19 protein-coding genes are annotated in these 20,202 nt (G+C 55.6%); 14 read left to right on the top strand and 5 right to left on the bottom strand.

What is annotated here, in order from left to right:
- Positions 1 to 4 precede the first annotated feature (4 nt).
- The 11 genes from ABVN19_RS09450 (at position 5) to fdhA (ending at position 11,339) form a co-directional block, all read left to right on the top strand.
- Positions 5 to 664: a dienelactone hydrolase family protein gene (locus tag ABVN19_RS09450; RefSeq protein ID WP_105642534.1), complete on the top strand. Its 660-nt coding sequence runs from the start codon at positions 5 to 7 to the stop codon at positions 662 to 664.
- A gap of 28 nt (positions 665 to 692) precedes the next feature.
- Complete coding sequence (locus ABVN19_RS09455; protein ID WP_105642535.1) at positions 693 to 1,604, top strand: NAD(P)-dependent oxidoreductase; 912 nt, start codon at positions 693 to 695, stop codon at positions 1,602 to 1,604.
- Positions 1,605 to 1,619: 15 nt separating this feature from the next.
- Positions 1,620 to 2,006 carry a carboxymuconolactone decarboxylase family protein gene (locus tag ABVN19_RS09460; RefSeq protein WP_105642536.1) on the top strand — a complete coding sequence of 129 codons (387 nt, stop codon included), beginning with the start codon at positions 1,620 to 1,622 and terminating at the stop codon, positions 2,004 to 2,006.
- Positions 2,007 to 2,057: 51 nt separating this feature from the next.
- Positions 2,058 to 2,870: an N-acyl homoserine lactonase family protein gene (locus ABVN19_RS09465; protein ID WP_105642537.1), complete on the top strand. Its 813-nt coding sequence runs from the start codon at positions 2,058 to 2,060 to the stop codon at positions 2,868 to 2,870.
- A gap of 106 nt (positions 2,871 to 2,976) precedes the next feature.
- On the top strand, positions 2,977 to 5,733 hold the full coding sequence (locus tag ABVN19_RS09470; RefSeq protein WP_158259244.1) for a LuxR C-terminal-related transcriptional regulator: 2,757 nt from the start codon (positions 2,977 to 2,979) through the stop codon (positions 5,731 to 5,733).
- Between the two features lie 124 nt (positions 5,734 to 5,857).
- Positions 5,858 to 7,444: an NAD(P)/FAD-dependent oxidoreductase gene (locus ABVN19_RS09475; RefSeq protein WP_105642539.1), complete on the top strand. Its 1,587-nt coding sequence runs from the start codon at positions 5,858 to 5,860 to the stop codon at positions 7,442 to 7,444.
- Between the two features lie 4 nt (positions 7,445 to 7,448).
- Positions 7,449 to 7,652 (top strand): hypothetical protein, encoded by a 204-nt coding sequence (locus ABVN19_RS09480; protein ID WP_105642540.1) that lies wholly within the window; start codon positions 7,449 to 7,451, stop codon positions 7,650 to 7,652.
- A gap of 9 nt (positions 7,653 to 7,661) precedes the next feature.
- On the top strand, positions 7,662 to 8,039 hold the full coding sequence (locus tag ABVN19_RS09485; RefSeq protein ID WP_105642541.1) for a nuclear transport factor 2 family protein: 378 nt from the start codon (positions 7,662 to 7,664) through the stop codon (positions 8,037 to 8,039).
- A 38-nt stretch (positions 8,040 to 8,077) separates the two neighbouring features.
- On the top strand, positions 8,078 to 9,373 hold the full coding sequence (locus ABVN19_RS09490) for an NAD(P)/FAD-dependent oxidoreductase (protein ID WP_105642542.1): 1,296 nt from the start codon (positions 8,078 to 8,080) through the stop codon (positions 9,371 to 9,373).
- Positions 9,374 to 9,642: 269 nt separating this feature from the next.
- Entirely contained in the window at positions 9,643 to 10,026 is a 384-nt protein-coding gene (locus ABVN19_RS09495; RefSeq protein WP_105642543.1) for a VOC family protein, read from the top strand.
- Between the two features lie 116 nt (positions 10,027 to 10,142).
- Entirely contained in the window at positions 10,143 to 11,339 is a 1,197-nt protein-coding gene (fdhA, locus tag ABVN19_RS09500) for a formaldehyde dehydrogenase, glutathione-independent (RefSeq protein WP_353632800.1), read from the top strand.
- A 142-nt stretch (positions 11,340 to 11,481) separates the two neighbouring features.
- Here fdhA and ABVN19_RS09505 read toward each other — a convergent pair whose 3' ends face one another.
- From ABVN19_RS09505 to ABVN19_RS09525, 5 genes are read right to left on the bottom strand one after another with little or no spacing between them, the layout of a single operon-like run.
- Entirely contained in the window at positions 11,482 to 13,122 is a 1,641-nt protein-coding gene (locus ABVN19_RS09505) for a GMC family oxidoreductase N-terminal domain-containing protein (protein ID WP_105642545.1), read from the bottom strand.
- Between the two features lie 9 nt (positions 13,123 to 13,131).
- Positions 13,132 to 14,298 carry a serine hydrolase domain-containing protein gene (locus tag ABVN19_RS09510; protein ID WP_105642546.1) on the bottom strand — a complete coding sequence of 389 codons (1,167 nt, stop codon included), beginning with the start codon at positions 14,296 to 14,298 and terminating at the stop codon, positions 13,132 to 13,134.
- A gap of 26 nt (positions 14,299 to 14,324) precedes the next feature.
- A complete protein-coding gene (locus ABVN19_RS09515; protein WP_105642547.1) occupies positions 14,325 to 15,080 on the bottom strand; it encodes an SDR family oxidoreductase in 756 nt (251 codons plus the stop codon).
- Positions 15,077 to 16,411: an MBL fold metallo-hydrolase gene (locus ABVN19_RS09520; RefSeq protein ID WP_105642548.1), complete on the bottom strand. Its 1,335-nt coding sequence runs from the start codon at positions 16,409 to 16,411 to the stop codon at positions 15,077 to 15,079. Before ABVN19_RS09520 ends, ABVN19_RS09515 begins: the two co-directional genes overlap by 4 nt.
- A gap of 10 nt (positions 16,412 to 16,421) precedes the next feature.
- A complete protein-coding gene (locus tag ABVN19_RS09525) occupies positions 16,422 to 16,862 on the bottom strand; it encodes a nuclear transport factor 2 family protein (protein ID WP_105642549.1) in 441 nt (146 codons plus the stop codon).
- 348 nt (positions 16,863 to 17,210) lie between these two features.
- Here ABVN19_RS09525 and ABVN19_RS09530 point away from each other — a divergent pair, with 348 nt between their 5' ends.
- The 3 genes from ABVN19_RS09530 to ABVN19_RS09540 all read left to right on the top strand — a co-directional run bounded on the left by ABVN19_RS09530 (position 17,211) and on the right by ABVN19_RS09540 (position 19,762).
- Positions 17,211 to 17,420, top strand: coding sequence for a helix-turn-helix domain-containing protein (locus ABVN19_RS09530; protein WP_105642550.1), 210 nt, complete (start codon positions 17,211 to 17,213; stop codon positions 17,418 to 17,420).
- A gap of 305 nt (positions 17,421 to 17,725) precedes the next feature.
- Positions 17,726 to 17,995 carry a twin-arginine translocase TatA/TatE family subunit gene (locus ABVN19_RS09535; RefSeq protein WP_105642551.1) on the top strand — a complete coding sequence of 90 codons (270 nt, stop codon included), beginning with the start codon at positions 17,726 to 17,728 and terminating at the stop codon, positions 17,993 to 17,995.
- 783 nt (positions 17,996 to 18,778) lie between these two features.
- Positions 18,779 to 19,762 (top strand): restriction endonuclease, encoded by a 984-nt coding sequence (locus ABVN19_RS09540; RefSeq protein ID WP_158259245.1) that lies wholly within the window; start codon positions 18,779 to 18,781, stop codon positions 19,760 to 19,762.
- The last annotated feature ends 440 nt before the right edge of the window (positions 19,763 to 20,202 follow it).

The following is a 20,202-nucleotide window of genomic DNA, read 5'->3' on the forward strand; positions in this document are numbered from 1 at the left end:
GTTCATGACCACTAACCCCCACCTATCTAAATCTATCCACTTCCTCGGGCCTCAGCCTGGGGAAGTAGGCGTAGCCACAGTGTTGATTCACGGTCGACACCAATCACCTGCGGACATGTTTGCGGTGGCTCAACGCATTGGCCTCGACGAAATGCCTTATCTGGCACTGGAGGCGGCAGACAACACCTGGTACCCAAACCGGTTCATGGCACCTGTTGAGGAAAACAGCCCATGGCTGGATTTCGCCCTAGACAGCATCACCACTGCCCTCACCACGCTTGAGCAGATGTCCGTCAAGCGGGAAAAGCTCGTACTCCTGGGGTTCTCTCAAGGCGCATGCCTGGCGTGTGAGTACGTGTACCGCAATCCAGGCACCTACGGTGGATTGATCTCGCTCACTGGAGGGCTCATCGGCCCAAGGGGGATGACATGGTCAACCGGAGCTGACCTGGGGGAAACCCCGATCGTTATGACCAACGGGGACGAGGATGAGTGGGTTCCTTTGGAGCGCACAAAAGAAACTCTCCAAGTCTTCACCCAGATGGGAGGCCGCGGTCGGTTAAGCATTTTCCCGAAGCGACCGCACGAAGTGAGCGATGTGGAGATCAATCTCGCGCGCTCTCTTCTCCAGCGCTTACTCACATCCCAAAACACCATTGCCTGAATGGCACCTCACCGGAGAACGCAGTTCGATGTCCACTCCTAAGTTCGGATTTATTGGCCTTGGAACCATGGGAGAGCCAATGGCTCGTCGCCTGGTTCAGGCAGGTTACGCGCTCACTGTTTTTGATCTGAATGAAGCGGCTGTCGATCGCCTACAGGCACTGGGAGCTACCCATGCGGCTGATCCGAAAACCGTCGCTGACAATGCTGAAATCGTATTTGCCAGCCTCCCGACGCCGGACATCGTCCAGAAGGTTGCGCTGGGCGATGCCGGGGTAATACACGGCGATAAGGTTCGCGTTTTCGTCGACTTGTCCACCACCGGGCCACGCACTGCCAAAGCGGTGGCCACAGGACTTCAATCCAAGAATGTTGTAGCCGTAGACTGTCCGGTCAGTGGCGGCGCAGCAGGTGCGGAGAAAGGCACCCTCGCACTGATGGTGGCTTGCCCGAATGCCACCTATGAGGAGCTGCTTCCGATTCTGAAGTGCATCGGAAAGCCGCTGTTCTGTGGAGAGGCGCCAGGGCTCGGCCAGACCATGAAACTGGTCAACAACCTGGTATCCGTAACCGCACTGGCAGTTTCCTGCGAAGCTCTTGTAATGGGCGTGAAGGCGGGGCTCGACCCGCAAGTCATGCTTGACGTGTTCAACGCCGGCAGTGCGCGTAACAGCGCTACCGCAGATAAGCTGCCGCGCGCCGTGTTGCCGCGCACCTTCGATTTCGGATTTACCACTGCGCTGTCATTGAAAGATACCCGTCTCTGCCTCGACGAGGCTGAGGCTATGGGTGTTCCTATGCCAGTTGGAAGCAGCGTTCGCCAGGTGCTCAACATGACTCGCGCAGCCTTTGGAGATAACGCTGACTTCACCCGCATCACCTGCCTGATCGAGCAATGGGCCGGCGTCGAAGTTCCAACCCGTCCTCATAACCCCAACTGAAATTAGGATCTCGCAATGAGCAATGATCTCTTTGATAAAGGCTTTGCCAACCGAAAAGCAGTACTCGGTGCCGCGCATGTCGAAAAGTCCTGGTCGGCTGCAGATGACTTCAATCGCCCGATGCAGGCACTCGTCACTGAGTACTGCTGGGGCGCTGTATGGGGCGATGACACCCTACCCTTCAAAACACGCAGCATCATCAACCTGTCCGCCCTGACGGCCATGAACCAGCATCACGAGCTAGGTGTTCATGTGAAGGGAGCTCTGACCAATGGCGTTACCAAGGAAGAAATCCGCGCCGTGCTGATGCAAGCCGCAATTTACTGCGGAGTACCCGCAGCCCTCGCTGCATTCCGAGTGGCTAGCGAGGCAATAAAAGCCTGGGAAGCAGAGCACGCCTGATCTGAGGCCACTGATCAATGATCAGTGGCCTAAACGCAATTTGGAGGCACCATGAACGCACTACCCGAGTACCAGGTATTCGCGATTCGATATGCCTATGTGGATCGTGTGCGTCGAGAAAACTTCATCGATACCCACGACGCCCATGATCTGCCCATGCCAATGGACTATTTCATCTGGCTGATTCGTCGCGAAGAGCAAGTTTTCCTTGTTGATACCGGTTTCAATCAAGCTGCTGCAGACGCGCGTGGTCGTCGTCTGCTCCGCTGCCCAATACGCGCACTGGAAGCGCTGGGGTTGAGTACAGCGGATGTCACCGAGGTGATCATCACCCACATGCATTATGACCACGCCGGAAACGTGGATCTGCTCCCGCAAGCCCGATTCCACCTGCAAGAGTCGGAAATGCGATTCGCCACCGGGCGATACATGCTGTATCGCCCGCTACGTCAGTCATTCAACGTGGAGGATGTGGTCAACCTCGTTCGAGGCGTTCATCAACAGAGGGTGGTGTTCCACGAGGGGGATGTCGAGTTGACCCCAGGCATTGAACTACTCCACATCGGTGGCCATACGATGGGCCTGCAGGCCGTGCGAGTGCATACCGCAAGAGGGTGGGTCGTGCTTGCCTCTGATGCCAGCCACTATTACTCAAACATGGAAGAAGACTGCCCATTCCCAGTCGTCTTGGACGTGGGTGCCATGCTGGATGGCTATCGAAAGCTCCTTGCAAGGGCCAGCTCCCCGGATCATATAGTGCCTGGCCATGACCCTCGTGTGCGTGAAATCTACCCGTATCATGGCGATCCTGACGATGACATTGTCGCACTTCATCTGCCCCCGAATCGCGACGTAGACAAATAGCCCGCTGATAAGAGATAACGAGCTATACGCCCCTTTGAAGGGCTTAAAGTAACAAGAGGTCGAAAAATCGACCCTAGCCGCGGAGAACCGCTCCATGCGCACAAGCATGAATAGCCTGTTCCAGACCCAGCATGCCCCGCTGCAATTGTCTTTGATTGCCTCCAAGCTCTGCCCGTTCACTGCCTGCAACAGCTTGGTGCCGTTTCCTCGGCTCCTCAAGCGCATGATGGAATCATCCACAATTCCAATGGCTCTGGTGCAAGCGCCCCCAGGCTACGGAAAGACCGGATTGCTTAAGCAGTATTATCAACAGCTTAAACAAGATGGTGCGAGAACGGCTTGGCTGTCACTCGAAGACGGTGACGGAGATCTGCCCCACTTCAGTGCCTACCTCAAGGCAACGCTGGAGCTCGTTGGCCAGCCGATACCCGTCAATGGCCTTCTGACTCGTGTTGGGGAGACCAGTCTCAGCAAAGCGCTCACAGCCCTTCTGGAGCTGCTTCAGGGAGACCAATCGCCGATTTACCTGTTTATCGACGATGTCCATCATCTTGCTGGGAGCGATGCTGTTCGTTGTTTGTCCATGCTGATCGAGCGCGCCCCTCCACACTTGCACTTCGTCCTCAGTTTCAGAGGAGAGCCCTGTCTCTCCGTAGCTCGACAGCGGATGCAAGGATTGGTATCCGACATCAACGTACGCGAGCTCCGCTTGGGGCATGAGGAGGCGCTGTGCCTTCTCAATCATCTTGGAGTCGAGTCTGTTCCCGAAGAGCAATTGAGGCAGCTCCAAAACCGTCTTGAAGGCTGGGCTGGGGGACTGGTCTTGGTCGCGCTCTTGCTGCGCCATGATCCTGATCAGGTTTACAACTTGGCCAACTTCTCAGGTGAGAGACGCCAGTTTTCAGAGTTTTTTCTGCAGGACGTTTTGTCTCGTCAACCCCAGGATATTCGGGAGTTTTTACTCCACACCTCCATTTTGGATCGGCTCGATGCAGATGTCTGCAACGCCCTCACTGGCCGGTTGGACAGTCAAGCACGGCTGCGGGACTGTGAGAGTCGGGGGTTGTTCTTGATGGCGATGGATGAGGAGCAAAAGAGCTATCGATACCATCCCCTCTTCGCTGAGTTTCTTAAGCGCGAACTCCGTCAGACCAATGAGAAGCTCATGCTTCAACTTCACATGGTCGCCAGCGAACTCTTGATACAAACAGGTGACTACGTGGGGGCTTTCAACCAGGCCTTTGCCACGAAAGATTATCTTCGTGCAGCCGAGATTATCGACACCTACAACGTTGAAATTTTTTCGTCGTACGTAAATGCCTGGGCGCTTGTAGATAGGCTTCCGGAAGATATCGCCATGCGATTTCCTGCAATCATCCTCAGTCAAATTTGGCAGTTGGAGGTGCGCTGGCAGTTCGAAACGTGCCGTACATTGCTCGAAAAAGCTCGCCTACGCCTCAACCAAATTGAGCGAGACCACCTCCTCCCGCGAGAGCGTATTCAAACGCTGCGCAATGAGTGGCTACACCGTGAGCTGATGCTAGGCATGATGGGCGATGACCCTTCTACTATCCAATCTCAAGCACAGTACCTGCAGGCAAATTATTCGGATGCAGCACCGTTGGTGAAGGGCAGCTTTTATACTGCCGAGCTCTATGCTCGTCGGGAGCACTACCAACTCGATGAGGTTGAGCGTTTGAATACTCTGAGTATGGAATGCCTCAATCGTCTTCCGCATGAAGCCGCCCACGTGTTCCACAATGCGGTTCTCGCACCAGCAAGGCTGCTGGCAGGACGCACGCATGCAGCCATCCAAGCTCTGACTATAGCGTTGCGCTCAGCCGTCAACATCTCCGGACATGGTTCGCCGTTGCCCGCGATGCTTGCCGTTCATTTGGCAAAGGTGCATTACGAACGTGATGAGCTTCAGCAGGCTCGTGTATTGCTTGAACAGTACCTTCACCAGGCCACCTACATTGGCTTTGTCGACCAAGCCATCGCAGGTTGGTTGACTTGCGCTCGCATTTCAATGTTCGATGGCGATAAGGCTAACGCCTTCCGCATGCTCGACGAGGCAGATGTCTTTGCCAATGAGCACGGTTTCGAACGGCTCCGACTTTTCAGCTTGGCGGAGCGTATGAAGTGGCTCTTACGCCAAGGCGAAGTAGATGAGGTTATTCGGCTTGGACGTAAAAACAAACTCAGAGGGCCGGCAAGCGACGTTGCACCGCAGAAGGGGGTGAGTACTCGTGATGAGGCCCGAGCATTGTGCTGGGTCAGGGTCGCCCAAGCTGAGGATCGGCTACCAGAGGCGTTGAACCTTGCCAAGCTCTGGCATCGTCACCTTGAAGCCGCCAATGCAATTCGTAGTGCGCTGCGCTGGAGCGTCATCATTGCTCATCTTGCGCTGCTGACTGGGGATCAACGAGCTGCACAACGAGCACTGCGTCGGGCCTTGTTCCAAGCGGCTCCTTGCGGGTTCATTCGCGTATTCCTTGATGAGGGTGAGTGGTTGGTACGCTTGCTGCGTGATCAACTCCAGGCGGCAAAGCTTGATGGAGAGCCTGTGGATGCGTTTGCCAGCGACCTGTTGGAACGTGCGGGTGGTGAGATCCCAACCTCCCAGGCGCAGGCCGCCGTCTCCCCCGAGCAAGGGAGTGCCATTTTCGGCGCCTTGAACAGTCGTGAGCTAGATATCCTGGAGATGGTCAGCATCGGGATGCTTAACCGTGAAATAGGGATCAAACTGGGCATGACAGAAGGCTCCATCAAATGGTACCTCCAGCAGATCTACGACAAAATCGGAGTTCGGCGGCGTTCCCAGGCTGCTGAACGGGCCCGTCAGCTCGGCATCCTTCGATAAGTGAAGCTGCAAGCCAGGCTTGCAGCTTTTAACCTTCCTCTACGCTATCCATGGATAGGTGCTTGGTCTGATTGCTTGTCGCATCGTGAACTTATCGATTCGATAAAAACAAGAGGAACCAAGCATGTCCACGGCTTACGACGTTGTAGCCATCGGCTCCGGCCACAATGGCCTGGTAGCCGCTGCATATCTCGCAGCAGCCGGCAAAAAAGTCCTGGTGCTCGAACGTAACGCCTGGTTTGGCGGTGGCGTGGTCACCCGTGAACTCACGGTGCCGGGGTTCAAACATGACCAACACAGCGTTGGCCATATCTTCATCCAGGCGAACCCGCTGATTCGCAACGATGAGCTGGGTCTCATCAGCAAGTACGGCTTGAAGTACATCTACCCTGAAGTTCCTCTGATCTCGGTGTTCGATGACGGCACTACGTTGAGCTTGTACCGCGATCGTCAGCGTAACTACCAGGAACTGGCGAAATTCTCCCAGAAGGATGCTGAGGCCTACCTCAAGTTTTCGGAGATTGCAGCTCACTACCTGCCGATGCTGATCGGTACCCTCTACTCTGCCCCTGTGCCAATGGGTGCGCAGTTCGCCATGATGGATCAGAGCCCGGAAGGCCGGGAGATGTTTGCCACCATGATGAAGAGCAGTTGGGAGATCATCACCGACTGGTTCGAGCACGAGAAGGTACGCCTGCACTTCGCGCGCATGGTAGGCGAGAACCTGGCAAGCCCCGAAGAGCTTGGCTCGGGCATCAGCTTGTTTATGTTCCTGGCCTTCATGGAAAAGTACGGTATCGGCATTCCGGTAGGTGGCAGCGGCGCACTCACCGCTGCGCTGATTCGCTGCATTGAAGACCACGGTGGAGAGATCATCTCCGAAGTGGACGTATCGGTTATTGAAACCAAATCTGGGCGTGCTACTGCAGTTCAGACCCATGACGGTCGTCGCTACGAAGCTCGGGATGCTGTGATTGGCGGTATCCACCCTCACCTTTTGCGTGGTTATTTGCAGGATGCAGGGGTCGCACCTCATGTATTTGAGCGTGCCGAGCGAACCACGACATCGCCTTGTGCCTGCATCACCATTCATGCGTCGCTGCACGAAAAGCTGCGTTTCAAAGCGGGTGAACATGTCGACCAGGCAGCCTTCATCGAACTCCTCCCAGTCAGTGAGTCCCGCTTCCGTCGTTCATTCGACGATGTTCGCTATGGAGAGCTCCCGAAAGACCCCCTGCTCGCTCTCGCGTCTCCGACCAATCTCGACCCAAGTCGCGCTCCCGCAGGGAAGGCCACCATGCACGCCTGGGCGTACGTACCCTTTGAAGTCGGAAATCATCCTGCCGAGTATTGGGACGAGATCAAGGAAGCTTATGCAAGCCAGCTAGTCGAGCGTATGTCGCCCTATTTCCACAACCTCACCAACGATTTGATCATCGGCCGCCATGTCGACACGCCACTCGATATGCAGCGCACTTCCCCTAGCTTCCAGCGCGGCGATCTGCATGGCATTGCCGGGCACCAGCACCAGTTCGGCTCTCACCGTCCAACTCCAGAATTGGGGCGCAACACGGTACCTGGAGTGGAGCGACTTTACCTCGTTGGCCCATTCCAGCACCCGGGCGGCGGTGTTTTCGGGGCCGGCCGTGCAGCCGCTATGCGCGTGTTTGACGACCTCAAGATGAACTTCAGCAAATTCAATAAGGCCTGACGCAATGAAACTTTATTCCCCCGATGGCAGCGAACTAATGAAGATCGAAGCCCTGGAGCGCGATGGTAATCGCCTGGTTTTGAAAGGCACCGCTTTCGGCGCTATGCCAATTTCTGCCCAGCTTCGCCCTGAAGAGTTGCGTGGCGGTTTTCGGCTGTTGAGCACGAAGCTGGCCCTTTTCCTGATCAGCATGCTGGTAAGGCGCTAGGGGATTCTCATGAAAACTTCACCGAACCGGCTGCTCGCTCTGGAGTACCTGGCCCGTATCGAGGCTGGCAATCTATCGGCAGCCCTGGAGCTTGCAAGCGACGATGCGGTCTTTTGGCTGCCTAACACCGGAGACATGGATAAAGCGGCATTCTCAAACTTTCTCGGGGCCGTCCTGCCTGTCATCCATACCATGAAATTCACGGTTCGCGGCGTGACGGAGGAAGGTGAACGTGTTGCCGTCGAAGTAGATGGCCGTGCTGAGCTGAGCAACAAGCGGATCTACGCCAACCACTACCACTTCCTTTTCATTATCAGAGATGGGTTGCTGCAACAGGTGAAAGAGTTCACCGACACCGCACCAGCCGCAGAAGCTTTCAGGCCCTGAGCCAAATCGCCAGGATAAAACAACAAGAGGAATTCTCGATGGCTGCTGGTAAACGCATCATCATTGTGGGGGCCGGGCCTGCCGGTCTTGTAACTGCATTTGGGCTGGCTCAACGGGGCGCTCAGGTGACCGTCATTGATCGTGAAGCCACGGTAATCGACTCGCCAAGAGCGATGGTCTACCTCCCCTCGACGGTTAAAGCCCTGGATAAGATCGGACTGCTGGAAACCGCCAAAAAACTGGGGCCGGAGAGCTATGAGTACCAATGCTACTTCGCGCAGTCAGGCAACGTGGGGCGCATGGATCAGCGTTTGGTTGAAGACCTTACGCCCTACCACTACATTCTGCATTTTGGGCAGGACGAGCTTGCCCATATGATCCTGCAGCGATTCCTGGCGATTCCGGGTAGCGAAATCCAGTGGGGAACCACCCTGGAAGGCATTGAGCAGAATGACCATGGCGTCGTTGCACGCGTCAGTGACAAAGATGGCCAGCGCATGATTGAAGCCGATTGGCTGATCGGCGCTGATGGTGCACGCAGCACGGTTCGAAAGCTGATGGGCGCAAGTTTTGATGGCTTCACTTGGCCAGACACCTTCATGGCCACCAACATCTTCTTCGACTTCAGCAAGCACGGCTATGCGGCGTCGAACATGATTTCAGACCCGGTTAATTGGGCTGTGATCGCAAGGGTCAATAGCGATAACCTGTGGCGTGTAGCGTATGGCGAAGATAGCGATGCAACGGATGAAGAACGTCTCGCCCGTGTAGACCAGCGGCTTCGTTATTGGCTCCCTGAAGGAGCTGAGTACCGCCTGGAGCGAGCGAACTCTTACCGTGTTCACCAACGAGCTGCATCCACCTTCCGTAATGGTCGAGTGCTGCTCGCCGGCGATGCTGCACATGCAACCAACCCTATCGGCGGCATGGGCTTCACCTCGGGTGTCCAGGATGCGGTCACACTCATTGATTGCTTTGAGAAGCTCTTCAACGGCCAGGCCGATGATGATGTGCTCGATTGGTACGCCTATGAGCGCCGCCGTATCTTCCTGGAAGTGGCGAACCCGACGGCGATCGAATTCAAGCGCAGAACTCAAGAATCCGATCCCGACAAGCGAGCTGAGGACGAGCGCAATTTCCTCTTCATGACCAACAAACCCGACATTCTGCGTGGTGCGTTGATGTCGATTTTCGGCCTGGAAAGTCGGGCATATCAACCCGACTGGAAAGAAACGCTGGTCAGGCAGGATGCGGAGCGAAGTGAAGCAGATAAACAAAAAGAGTTAGTCGGCGGCACTACCAGCACGCTCCGTCAGACCAGCGAGATCGAATGACCTTCTAGGCAACGACTTGGTTGGGCAGAGTCACCTTCCTTTAGACCTATTCAAATCCCGGCCCGCGGCCGGGTTTTTTGTTTCTAGGAATTCGGTATTTTGCATTCAAACCATTAAGGCTCAGTCGAGTGCACCGCTATCCATCGATAGGTGCCTGTACTCTACCTCTTCGGCATGTTGGGGCAGCAAACAATACGAGCATTCTTATGATTTTCGACATGTGCAGTTGGTTTGCAGCAGCCCACTTTATGCCAAACAGGAGGACGCAGATGAGCGTTTTTACGCACGTGACCGTCGGTACCAATGACTTAGAAAAAGCCCGGTTTTTTTACGACGATGTCCTGGGTCAGTTGGGGTTGAAGCGCATTGCAGACCTTGAGGAGAACGGTTCGATCTGGGGGCAGAATGCCCCATCGTTTTTTGTGCTGAAACCTGCCAATGGCGCTCCAGCCACGGTCGGCAATGGTGTCACTGTTAGCTTCGAAGCTCCAAGCCGATCCGCAGTCGATGCTTTCCACGCCGCAGCTCTGAATGCCGGAGCCAAGGATGAGGGGGCACCTGGCCCTCGTGGTTGGGCGGACAACGCCTATGCCGCCTACGCACGCGATCTAGATGGCAACAAACTGGCAGTCTACTGCTTCCAGCCTGCCTAAACGGTTCTCGGGGCGCCAGACAGCTTATGAGCGCATCCTCTCTGTTGGTTGAGCCCTACCCCTTTGCATCTACACCCTTTGGCACCGTACGGGGCCTAATAACAAGAGGTATCGGTATGTCTGGTAATCGTGGCGTGGTTTATCTTGGCGCTGGGAAAGTTGAAGTCCAAAAAATCGACTACCCCAAAATGCAAGATCCGCGCGGCAAGAAGATTGAGCATGGTGTCATTTTGAAGGTCGTCTCTACAAACATCTGCGGCTCTGATCAACACATGGTGCGGGGTCGAACTTCAGCTCAGGTGGGCCTCGTGCTGGGGCATGAAATCACCGGCGAGGTGATTGAAAAGGGACGCGATGTCGAACACCTGAAAATTGGTGACCTGGTATCGGTTCCGTTCAACGTCGCATGCGGACGCTGCCGGTCGTGCAAGGAGCAACACACCGGTGTCTGCTTGACCGTCAACCCCGCACGGGCCGGTGGTGCTTATGGATACGTGGACATGGGGGACTGGACAGGTGGCCAGGCCGAGTACGTCATGGTGCCGTACGCGGACTTCAACCTGCTCAAGCTGCCTGACCGTGACAAAGCGATGGAGAAGATCCGAGACCTCACCTGCCTTTCCGACATCCTTCCCACTGGCTATCACGGTGCTGTCACCGCCGGCGTTGGCCCAGGAAGCACTGTCTATGTTGCCAGCGCCGGCCCGGTAGGACTCGCGGCGGCCGCCTCTGCACGCTTGCTGGGCGCCGCGGTAGTTATCGTGGGTGACGTCAACCCAGTGCGTTTGGCCCATGCGAAAGCCGTCGGATTCGAGATCGCCGACCTGTCTCTGGACACCCCGCTGCATGAGCAGATCGCAGCGCTGCTGGGCGAGCCGGAAGTGGATTGCGCGGTCGATGCTGTCGGTTTCGAGGCACGTGGCCATGGCCATGCGGGCGTCAAGCAGGAGGCTCCAGCTACGGTACTCAACTCTCTGATGCAGGTCACTCGGGTAGCGGGCAAGATCGGCATCCCTGGTCTGTACGTTACCGAAGACCCAGGCGCAGTTGATGCCGCCGCCAAAATTGGCAGCTTGAGTATCCGCTTCGGTCTCGGCTGGGCGAAGTCGCACAGCTTCCACACCGGACAAACCCCAGTGATGAAGTACAACCGTCAACTGATGCAGGCCATCATGTGGGATCGACTGAACATCGCCGAAATCGTAGGCGTTCAGGTCATCAGCCTGGATGATGCGCCGAAAGGGTATGGCGAGTTCGACGCGGGGGTGCCGAAGAAATTCGTCATCGATCCGCACAAAATGCTCGTTGGCTGACCCCTGCCCCTTACTCGTTGACAATGAAAAATCCCGGGCTTGCCCGGGATTTTTTGTTCCTGCCCCAACGATTCATACGCCACCAGGTGTAACGACTTTAGATAACCGGGGGCGCGATGTACGCCGCCCCTGGCTAGCCGGTTTACTTGGCGTAAGGGACGTCTATTGCTGCAGGGGCGCGCCTACCCAGGATCATATCGGCGGCCTTCTCAGCAATCATGACTACCGCGGCGTTGGTGTTGCCAGCGATCAGTGTCGGGAACACCGAAGCATCGACAACCCTCAGCCCGCGGATGCCCCGAACCTTGAGCTGAGGATCCACCACAGTCGTTTCTGGATCACTGCCCATCCGGCATGTGCAGCCTGGGTGGTGCACGGTCACAGTCGTTCGGCGAATGTAGTCGTCCAACGCCGAGTCCTGCTGCACCTCCGTCCCAGGAAGAATTTCCCTGGCTTTGTAGCGATCAAAGGACGACTGACCGAGAATTCTCCGCGCCAGGGTTAACCCGTGCCGTACCACAGCAAGGTCGTCCTTATGTGCATAGAACTCCGGATCGATGAGAGGCTTCGTTGCTGGATTAGCGTCTGCCAAGCGCACTCGCCCGTAACTTTTCGGGCGGGCTGCGATGGAGAGCACGCCATATCCATGGCCAATGGGCAGCAGCGTTGGCTTAGGCCCGCGGTGTGCAGGCATAAACACCAGCTGCAGGTCAGGGCGATCGAGTTCTGGGGAGGTACGCAAGAACCCCGTCGCTTCGAAGACATTGCCACCGATCGGGCCACGACGCCAAAGCATATATTCGGCCACGTTGCCGATGTTACGGAGCATCGAACGGGCCGATACGCCATACGACGTGTAGTCCTTGTCTGTGTACATCTGCACTGCAGCACTGGGGTGGTCTCGCAACCCAACGCCCACGCTCGGGAGATGATGCTGCACAGGAATGCCATGACGTACCAGTTCTGCCGTGTCACCTACACCTGAGCGAAGCAGCACCGCAGGTGAGCCGTATGCACCTGCGGAGAGGATCACTTCCAGACGAGCGCGAACGTTGCGAGGCTCGCCTTTGACCAAGAAGCTGACGCCGACCGCCTGGCCATTGTCGAGCAAGACTTTGTCCACCAAGGCATCGGTAATGACGGTCAGATTCTTACGCTGCAGCGCTGGACGTAGGAAGGCGGTCGACATCGACTCACGACGACCTTTACGAATCGTCGCCTGGCGCAACCCCAGCCCCTCAGGATTCGCGGCATTGAAGTCATCGCATTGTGGCAGTCCCATTTCGCCGCTGGCTTCAAGGAAGCTGTGTACCAATTTGTTAGGGCGTGGCGGGCTGGAAACCCGCATTTCGCCCTTGTCACCGTGATATGGGGAGTTCGCGAACGCCGGGTTGTCTTCTGAGCGAATGAAGTAAGGGAGTACCTCGCGATAGCTCCACCCAGTCGCGCCCTCATTCTCAGCCCAGTCGTCAAAGTCAGCCGGATGGCCACGGAAATAGACCATGCCATTAACTGAGCTTGAGCCACCCAAAACCCTACCCCGCGGGATTGGGAATGGACGAGATCCTAGCCCGAGTTGAGGCGTGCTTTCATACCCCCAGCTGAACTGCGGCTTGCTCAATGCCGCAGCCACGCCAGTGGGTATGGTCAGTACCCAGTGATCGTCTTTTGGGCCGGCCTCAATAAGCGCCACGGTGTTGCGACCATCAGCCGACAGGCGATTGGCCAAGACACAGCCAGCCGATCCACCGCCGACGATCACATAGTCAAAGATGTCGTTCATGGGCTCAGCTCACACTACGGCCGAAACGGCGAGATCAGACAGACGCTGGAAGCGCTGGATGTTGGCGGCTTGAGTCATGACACCTGCAGTAAGGCAGCTGAACACCAGATCCAAGGTCGGATCGATCCAGAACATCGTGGTGCCTGCACCGTAGTTACCGAACGTCTCCCTGGACGTGAGCGTCCCGAACTGGTGATGCACGATTTTCTCGCCCCGTACGCTGAAGCCCAACCCGATGTATGCAGGTGGTGGAGTAAGCCAACCAGCGCGGAGCGCGACAGCACGATAAAGCTCGTTGTAAAGATCGCCAGTATGGTTGCGACGTGCGACCTCGATCATGCGGGGAGAGAGGATTCGAGCGCCATCGAGTTCACCACCCCGACGAAGCATCTCTGCAAACCGCCACATGTCACGCGTCGTCGACACAGCGCCTACATGAGGAGCCTCGCAGACCTCCTCTTCAAACAAGCTGAACGGCCCAGGCTGCGTGCGCCCAAGGCATTTGATCGGAATGACGCCACGCATGTCGGGGACGATCTTGCGCGCCCGCAGGTCTGGACGAACACCCATGTGGGTGTCATGCATCCCGAGTGGTTCGAAAAGGTCTTCGCGGATCAAATCACTGAAGCTACGACCCTTAGGATCAGTACGACGCAGCATTTCGCCAATCAATACTTGGTTAGCAACAGGTGAGTAGTCGCAACGTTCGCCGGGCGGAACGCTCCCATGAACGTTTTCGCAGACTGCCTGCACCAGCTCGTCCAGGCGATCCTGGTACATGTCTGCTTTAGGAATCCATACCCCAGGCATCCCGGTCGTGTGGGTAAGCAGATGAAGCAAGGTCACCTGCTCACGCGGGGCCCCTTTGAACTCAGGAATGATGTCGACAACGCGCGTAGTGAGCGCCAGGCGCCCAAGCTCGATCGAACGCAGCGCCAGCACGTTGGTGAGCGCCTTGGTCAGGGAGAAGATGCTGAAAACAGAGTCAACCGACAAGGGTTTGGTCTGATCGGCGTCGGCGCTGCCGATCGCAGCATCCAGACCGACTTTCCCGCCCAACGACACGCGAATTACAGCACCGTGATAGTCCCCTTGGGCAATATCACGTTCAATGACTGCCCGGAGTTCCTGAAGGCGACCTTCATCAAATTGCCGCTCTACCTTATCTGCACTCATGTGCACCTCGAAAATGAAATTGGCCGTTAACCCGCAGCGACGATGCCGCCGTCAACACAAAAGACAGAGCCGTGAACAAAAGCGGCGTGAGGGCTAAGTAGAAAAGCAATCGCCTGGGCAATGTCCGCGTCCTCTCCCAAGCGGCGCAAAGGTATGCTCGCAGCGCGTTTGGCGTACTCATCCTGGGAGACATAGGCGACGGCACCGGGAGTCGGTACCGAACCTGGAGAAATAGCGTTTACGCGCACACCACGCGGCCCCAGCTCAGCCGCCATCGAACGTGTCACTGCATGCACGGCACCCTTCACGGCGGTATAGGCAGAGGTGTTCGCGAAGCCTTTATGAGATACCGGCGATGCGTAATTGATGATCGTGCCGCCAACCGCACCATCCATATTGGCGAGCAGCGCTTGAGCGCCCCAGAACACTGTCTTCAGGCCTGCGCCAACCATGAGATCAAGCGTCTGTTCATCGATCGAGTCGATAGGCGCATAGCGCAGAATCGAGGCGTTGTTGAGGACGGCATGCAGCGGCCCCACCTCCTCCGAAAAGGCCGAAGCAACGCGTAGAAACTCGGCGCGTGACGCCAGGTCTGCCACGTAACCGTGAGCTTTTCCACCGGCCTTGCGAATCAGTTCTACCGTTTCCTCGCAGCCGACAGCATCAATGTCGGCGATACCAACTGTTGCACCCAAGGTCGCCAAGTACGCAGCCGTCGAACGCCCAAGCCCCCTTCCCGCTCCCGAAATGAACACATTGAAGCCAGAGAAGTCGTGGTTCATGGCTGCCCATCCAAAATATTGGTCACCACGTAGTGACTGTCCATGTACTCGCGGATGGCTTTGATACGACCGTCGCGAATCTGGAATGCCCAAGCGTAAAGGTTGGTGTAAGAGCGCCCGTTGCGTAGCTGGCCGATACCTCGTGTTTCGCACATGACCTTGTCATGACTGGAGACGATGTTGTCGACGTGCACCTTGGGATCACCATCGACGAACAGGCCACGGACTGGAGCAAGAAACTCTCCGCAAATAGCTTTGCCCGTATGGGTACCCGCGCCTGGCACATTTTCGATCATGGGCGTCCAGGTGGTATCAGCATCGATGAAAGTGCCCAGTTTTTCGAGATCGCCCGTGCTCAGAGTCGCAAAGAAATCCAGCACCAGTTGTTCATTCGCATTGGCTGCCTTGGTCACGCTAGGTTCTCCTTTTGAGGTTGTCTGGGTATCACTAACCTGCCCCTCGAAACGCCAAGCGGATTCGTAACTGAGCACATGGCCTGCGGTGGGTTCAGGGAAGTGACTACCGATGACCAAGGCATCGCTGTCTTGGTAGCGGGTCAGAAAAGTTTGACGGGTGCAGCAGGCCTGGGCCTTGTCGTGATCGAACGCACACGGCTTGTTCGGAATGGCCATCTGCAGGGGGTGATGCATGATGTCGCCGGTGATTACCGCGACTTGCCCCTGAGACTCGATATGGATGCTGACGTGCCCAGGTGTATGGCCAGGAGTGGGGAGCAGTCTGATCTCGGAACACACCTCAAAATCAGTGTCGATCAAGTCTGCCAACCCCGCCTCCTGGATGGGAATCAGGCAGTCAGGAACATGCCCTGCGTGATGCCAATCCCCCGCCTCCGCGAGCCCCAGCATGTACTCCCACTCGACCTTTCCGAACAGGTAGCGGGCGTTGGGGAACGTCGGTACCCATTTTCCATTGACCAGTTGCGTGTTCCACCCGACATGGTCGTAATGCAGGTGCGTGCAAAGGACGGTGTCGATGCTTTCTGGTGGATAACCTGCACTGTGCAGATCCTGCAAAAAGGGGTTCTGCATATCGTTGAAGATGTCGAAGTAGCGCTTACGATCGTTACCAATGCAGGTGTCGACCATGATTCGACGATCAGGGGTTTCAACGACAAAACACTGCCATGCCACAAGCATCTGCCCTTCGTCATTCAGGAAATGAGGCTGGAGCCACTCCTGATGGGGCGCGATAAGCGAATCGTCATCCTCGGGAAACATGAGGGACACGGGGGCACCAACGGGTGCTGTCTCGACAATGCGGGTGATGCGTACATCACCAACCTGCCAGCGACGAAAATTCTGAACGGTCATGGCAAGTCCCTCAGCCTTTGAGGACTACGCTGCCGCGGCGTTTTGAGAACCGCCAGCCCTCGCCTGTCAGAACGAACTCATCGTCAAACTGGCCGTACATGGGCGCTCCTTCTACTGGAGCAGGCTGAGCTGCCGAAGCATCACTGTTGGAGACATACATGAGGTAGCAGCGGCCACGTGCGGTAGTCGCAGAGGTCGGCTCAATCAAGATGGTGGTCATAATGTGCAGAGCCAGCCGTTGCGGCCGGTCACGGAACATCGCACGGATCGCTTCACGGCCCTCGAAGTAATCCTCTGGGGCCAGAGGGCGCGAGAAGCGTGCGTCCTCAACGAAAAGCGCGGCAATACCGTCATGATCTTGGGCGTCATTCAACTGAGCGAACTGCTTAACCAGACGCTCACACGCCCACTCGGCAGCTATACGCTCTTCACGAGAGATGGCTTGGGACATGGGGTTCTCCTTTTATTATGGTGATCCCATGTTCCCGTCATCTCTGCGTGCGAATCGCCTCTCGAAAGATAGGCGCCCGTACAAACCTGCATTCGTATGATCCCCTCCACACCCTTGAATGTCGTGGAGATGCACGCACTTCCTTGTTCCTAACAGGTGGCGAGCATCCCGCTTCGGACTGATTTTTCAGCCCTTCCGAGCTGTGAAAGGAGAACAAAAATGAGTGCAGTGACCGTCGACTCGATGCAATCGCACCCAGTACCTTCCCGACCGACTTCAATATTTCCGCTAGATCATTGAATACCGGGAAGCGTTAGCGATATGGAAAGACAGCGCCCGCGGGTAACCATGCAGGAGGTTGCAGATCAAGCCCAGGTCTCTATTGCCACCGTTTCTCGGGTGCTATCGGGTACCCGGGGGAACGTTGCATTGGAGACTACAAGAAAGGCTTGGAAGATCGCCTGCGGGCTTGGGTATCAGCCTTGCAAGTCAGCGATGCATGTGACGGTTCAAGATCAATCCGAAAACTCAGCGCATCCTTCTGAAGGGAATGGTTGAGTCGAGGCTGCGTCGCACTCAATTGCCGGGATAGCTTGAGCCTATCCGGCCCACACGGCACAGGCGGGATCAGGTCGTGAGAGCGGCCTGATTGATAAGCACCAGGACTGTCCTCACGAGCAAATAATCGCCGTGATGAACAGCTACCACCCATTTTACTACCGCAGGCTGCCCCCTTAATGGCCAGCCTTCTGAGCCAACAGCCACGCTGCTGATTTCGCCGTCCTGAAACTGCGTAGAGCATTTCCACGGCGATCGGCGAGAGGCTGTTGGTGCTTTGATTACATAGAATTGAGGGAAGCACCGTGGGTATTTTTGACTGGAAACACTGGATCGTTCTGCTCCTCGTCGTGGTACTGGTCTTCGGTACGAAAAAGCTGAAAAACCTAGGTGGCGATCTGGGCGAATCGCTCAAAGGCTTTCGTAAGGCGATGAGTGATGAGGATCAGAGGTCGGACGTACCGGTCTCAGCATCAGTCCATTCCAAGCCATATGCGCCAGGCATTTCGAGCCGGCAGGAATCCACCGTCGACGGCCTGGCCCAAGCGGTTAACGAGTCCCACCATAAAGGTTGATCCTTAGCTTTAGCGAACGGCTTCTCATCGGCTTGGTCGCCCTTCTGGTACTCGGCCCGGAAACGCACCGGTTGAGCGCTGCTGGTAGCCATGTAAGTACTTTCGCAAGCCATCCCGAACCTGACCCAGTTTGAGGACTGAAATGCCTGGAATGCGGGCCTAGGGGCTTCGTCAGGGAAATGACAGGATAGGTCTTCTCTAATGGGAGTAACTCACAGTGACCGGAAGCGGCAATCCGAAGACTCGGTTACCATCGGGTTCCCCCCTCCGCAACCTATGACTTAGAGCGTTTTCCGGTAGCGACCAAACTTCGGATCTGGGCGTTTCTCATCACGCTCGATGGCGTCCGTGAGCTCATCTGACCTTTAGCGCAGCTTTGCTGCCATCCTCCAGCGCGTAGTCGAACTCTTGCATCATCGCTTCGAACTCCAGAGCTGTCAGGGCTCCGGTTTTTTTCTTACTGTGCATGTCACCTCCTTTAAGCTCTACAGCAGCGCAGATCGTCTTCGGGTAATCTTCCGGCTGGCCTCAAAACGGAAGCGAGTTCGTGACTAAGAGTAAGAGTCAAAGGGAAGTAGCCATCTTCACACGAGGGATCGCCGTTGCGTTGGCTAGGCTTTGTACGAAGAGTTTGTCCCATCCATCGCTCCGGGAAAGGGCTGCCCCCACGACCTACCGCGCCCGGCATTCGCGGCGTCTTTGACATTAGTTGATTCGAGTGCAGGAGCGCTTCGCACTCCATCGCGGAATAAGCCCGAGGCCACAAAAATAGAGCCTAGAACTGTGAAAATAGAGACCGCCGAGTTGCTCGACAGAATTGATGTGTTTTTGTCGGAAAATGATCCTCGCCAATCCGAGTTATTGCTTTCAGAGATTCTTCTCCCGCTACTGGAGCATGAGGGGTATGGTTCGATCAGGCATAATCACTCTATTAAATCTACGCACACTCGTGCAGTCGACCAATGGGATCTAGTGGTTGAGCGTCAAGGAAATGACATTTTCATGGCGGATTCTATTGGCGTCGAAGTTAAAACCTATGCCAGGCAGAAAGTAGAGAGAAATACTGTAGAGCACACTTTAAGCAGAGCCCACTGCTCCGGCCTAAAAAGAACCTTGATATTTTCAAAAACAGGCTTTAGTCAGAGTGCTTTAGCTTTGGCTGCCAAGTATAAACCGCAGCAACTTGAATTATTCGACGCGCAAGCTCTAAGAAATTGGGCTTCAGGGATAAATACCAAATCTGATGACGAGGCAAAGCGCGAAGTACAACTTATTATAAAAACCGCATCTAAGCTTCTTATCAATGCGGTAGCGAGCAACCCAAGGGCGCTTGACACTCTTGAGTGGCGAGACCTAGAAAGATTAATGGCTGAAGCTTTTGAAGGCATAGGATTTTCGGTAACTCTTACGCCCTCAAGCAAAGATGGAGGTAAAGATTTAATCTTACAGGGTGAAGTGAAAGGCTCACTCAAAACCTATGCTGTCGAAATCAAGCACTGGCGAGCGGGAAACAGGGTTGGGCAGCTTGCAGTAGAGTCATTCATGAACGTTCTCATCAAAGAAAAATATGACGGGGGAGTTTTTATATCAACCTACGGCTTTACTGGCAATGCCTTTGAATCACTAACCAAAATACAGAGAGAGGCTTTAAAATTCGGAGGCGAAACAAAGATTGTTGCGCTATGCAAAACATATACGAGAGTTAATCAAGGATTGTGGTCTCCTGAAGAAAACCTAACGGACTCTTTATTTTCTGAGACCGCTTAACCTTTAAGTTATTTTTATGCTGGCGCCAGCTATAGAGTGATATCCAACATCCAAGTGTCGACCGTGCCCAAATTGAAACTTGGAACATGCTATGAGTCTCGAAACCTCCTCTACCTTTTCTCGTAGAGGAGATCTCGGCAAATTTATCGCTGGCCATGCGTCTTCAAACACCCGAATCGACTGCGATCCCAGCTCTGGGGCATCCTGGGGCACGGCTAGCGAGGTAGGCGAGATTTTGATTCCGCATGCAGCTGCCGTGGCCTCGACTCCATGGCCGTGAATCAAAAGCCAGGGTAGATCGTCAGGTGATATGACGCGCCCCTGCTGCAAGCCTGGCCGCAGAAGCCTCACTAGGGGTTCTGTTGGCTCTGAATCTCGAGAAGCGTGCTCAAGGTATCGAAAATCACCCAAATATAATCTGGCTCTCCCCATGGATAGGT

Source organism: Pseudomonas vranovensis, from assembly GCF_040438935.1.
GTDB lineage: Bacteria > Pseudomonadota > Gammaproteobacteria > Pseudomonadales > Pseudomonadaceae > Aquipseudomonas > Aquipseudomonas vranovensis.

What these genes read in the sequence shown, in the direction of transcription:
- ABVN19_RS09450 (WP_105642534.1), top strand. Translation starts at nt 5, where the DNA reads ATGACCACTAACCCCCACCTATCTAAATCTATCCACTTCCTCGGGCCT.
- ABVN19_RS09455 (WP_105642535.1), top strand. Translation starts at nt 693, where the DNA reads ATGTCCACTCCTAAGTTCGGATTTATTGGCCTTGGAACCATGGGAGAG.
- ABVN19_RS09460 (WP_105642536.1), top strand. Translation starts at nt 1,620, where the DNA reads ATGAGCAATGATCTCTTTGATAAAGGCTTTGCCAACCGAAAAGCAGTA.
- ABVN19_RS09465 (WP_105642537.1), top strand. Translation starts at nt 2,058, where the DNA reads ATGAACGCACTACCCGAGTACCAGGTATTCGCGATTCGATATGCCTAT.
- ABVN19_RS09470 (WP_158259244.1), top strand. Translation starts at nt 2,977, where the DNA reads ATGAATAGCCTGTTCCAGACCCAGCATGCCCCGCTGCAATTGTCTTTG.
- ABVN19_RS09475 (WP_105642539.1), top strand. Translation starts at nt 5,858, where the DNA reads ATGTCCACGGCTTACGACGTTGTAGCCATCGGCTCCGGCCACAATGGC.
- ABVN19_RS09480 (WP_105642540.1), top strand. Translation starts at nt 7,449, where the DNA reads ATGAAACTTTATTCCCCCGATGGCAGCGAACTAATGAAGATCGAAGCC.
- ABVN19_RS09485 (WP_105642541.1), top strand. Translation starts at nt 7,662, where the DNA reads ATGAAAACTTCACCGAACCGGCTGCTCGCTCTGGAGTACCTGGCCCGT.
- ABVN19_RS09490 (WP_105642542.1), top strand. Translation starts at nt 8,078, where the DNA reads ATGGCTGCTGGTAAACGCATCATCATTGTGGGGGCCGGGCCTGCCGGT.
- ABVN19_RS09495 (WP_105642543.1), top strand. Translation starts at nt 9,643, where the DNA reads ATGAGCGTTTTTACGCACGTGACCGTCGGTACCAATGACTTAGAAAAA.
- fdhA (WP_353632800.1), top strand. Translation starts at nt 10,143, where the DNA reads ATGTCTGGTAATCGTGGCGTGGTTTATCTTGGCGCTGGGAAAGTTGAA.
- ABVN19_RS09505 (WP_105642545.1), bottom strand. Translation starts at nt 13,122, where the DNA reads ATGAACGACATCTTTGACTATGTGATCGTCGGCGGTGGATCGGCTGGC.
- ABVN19_RS09510 (WP_105642546.1), bottom strand. Translation starts at nt 14,298, where the DNA reads ATGAGTGCAGATAAGGTAGAGCGGCAATTTGATGAAGGTCGCCTTCAG.
- ABVN19_RS09515 (WP_105642547.1), bottom strand. Translation starts at nt 15,080, where the DNA reads ATGAACCACGACTTCTCTGGCTTCAATGTGTTCATTTCGGGAGCGGGA.
- ABVN19_RS09520 (WP_105642548.1), bottom strand. Translation starts at nt 16,411, where the DNA reads ATGACCGTTCAGAATTTTCGTCGCTGGCAGGTTGGTGATGTACGCATC.
- ABVN19_RS09525 (WP_105642549.1), bottom strand. Translation starts at nt 16,862, where the DNA reads ATGTCCCAAGCCATCTCTCGTGAAGAGCGTATAGCTGCCGAGTGGGCG.
- ABVN19_RS09530 (WP_105642550.1), top strand. Translation starts at nt 17,211, where the DNA reads ATGCAGGAGGTTGCAGATCAAGCCCAGGTCTCTATTGCCACCGTTTCT.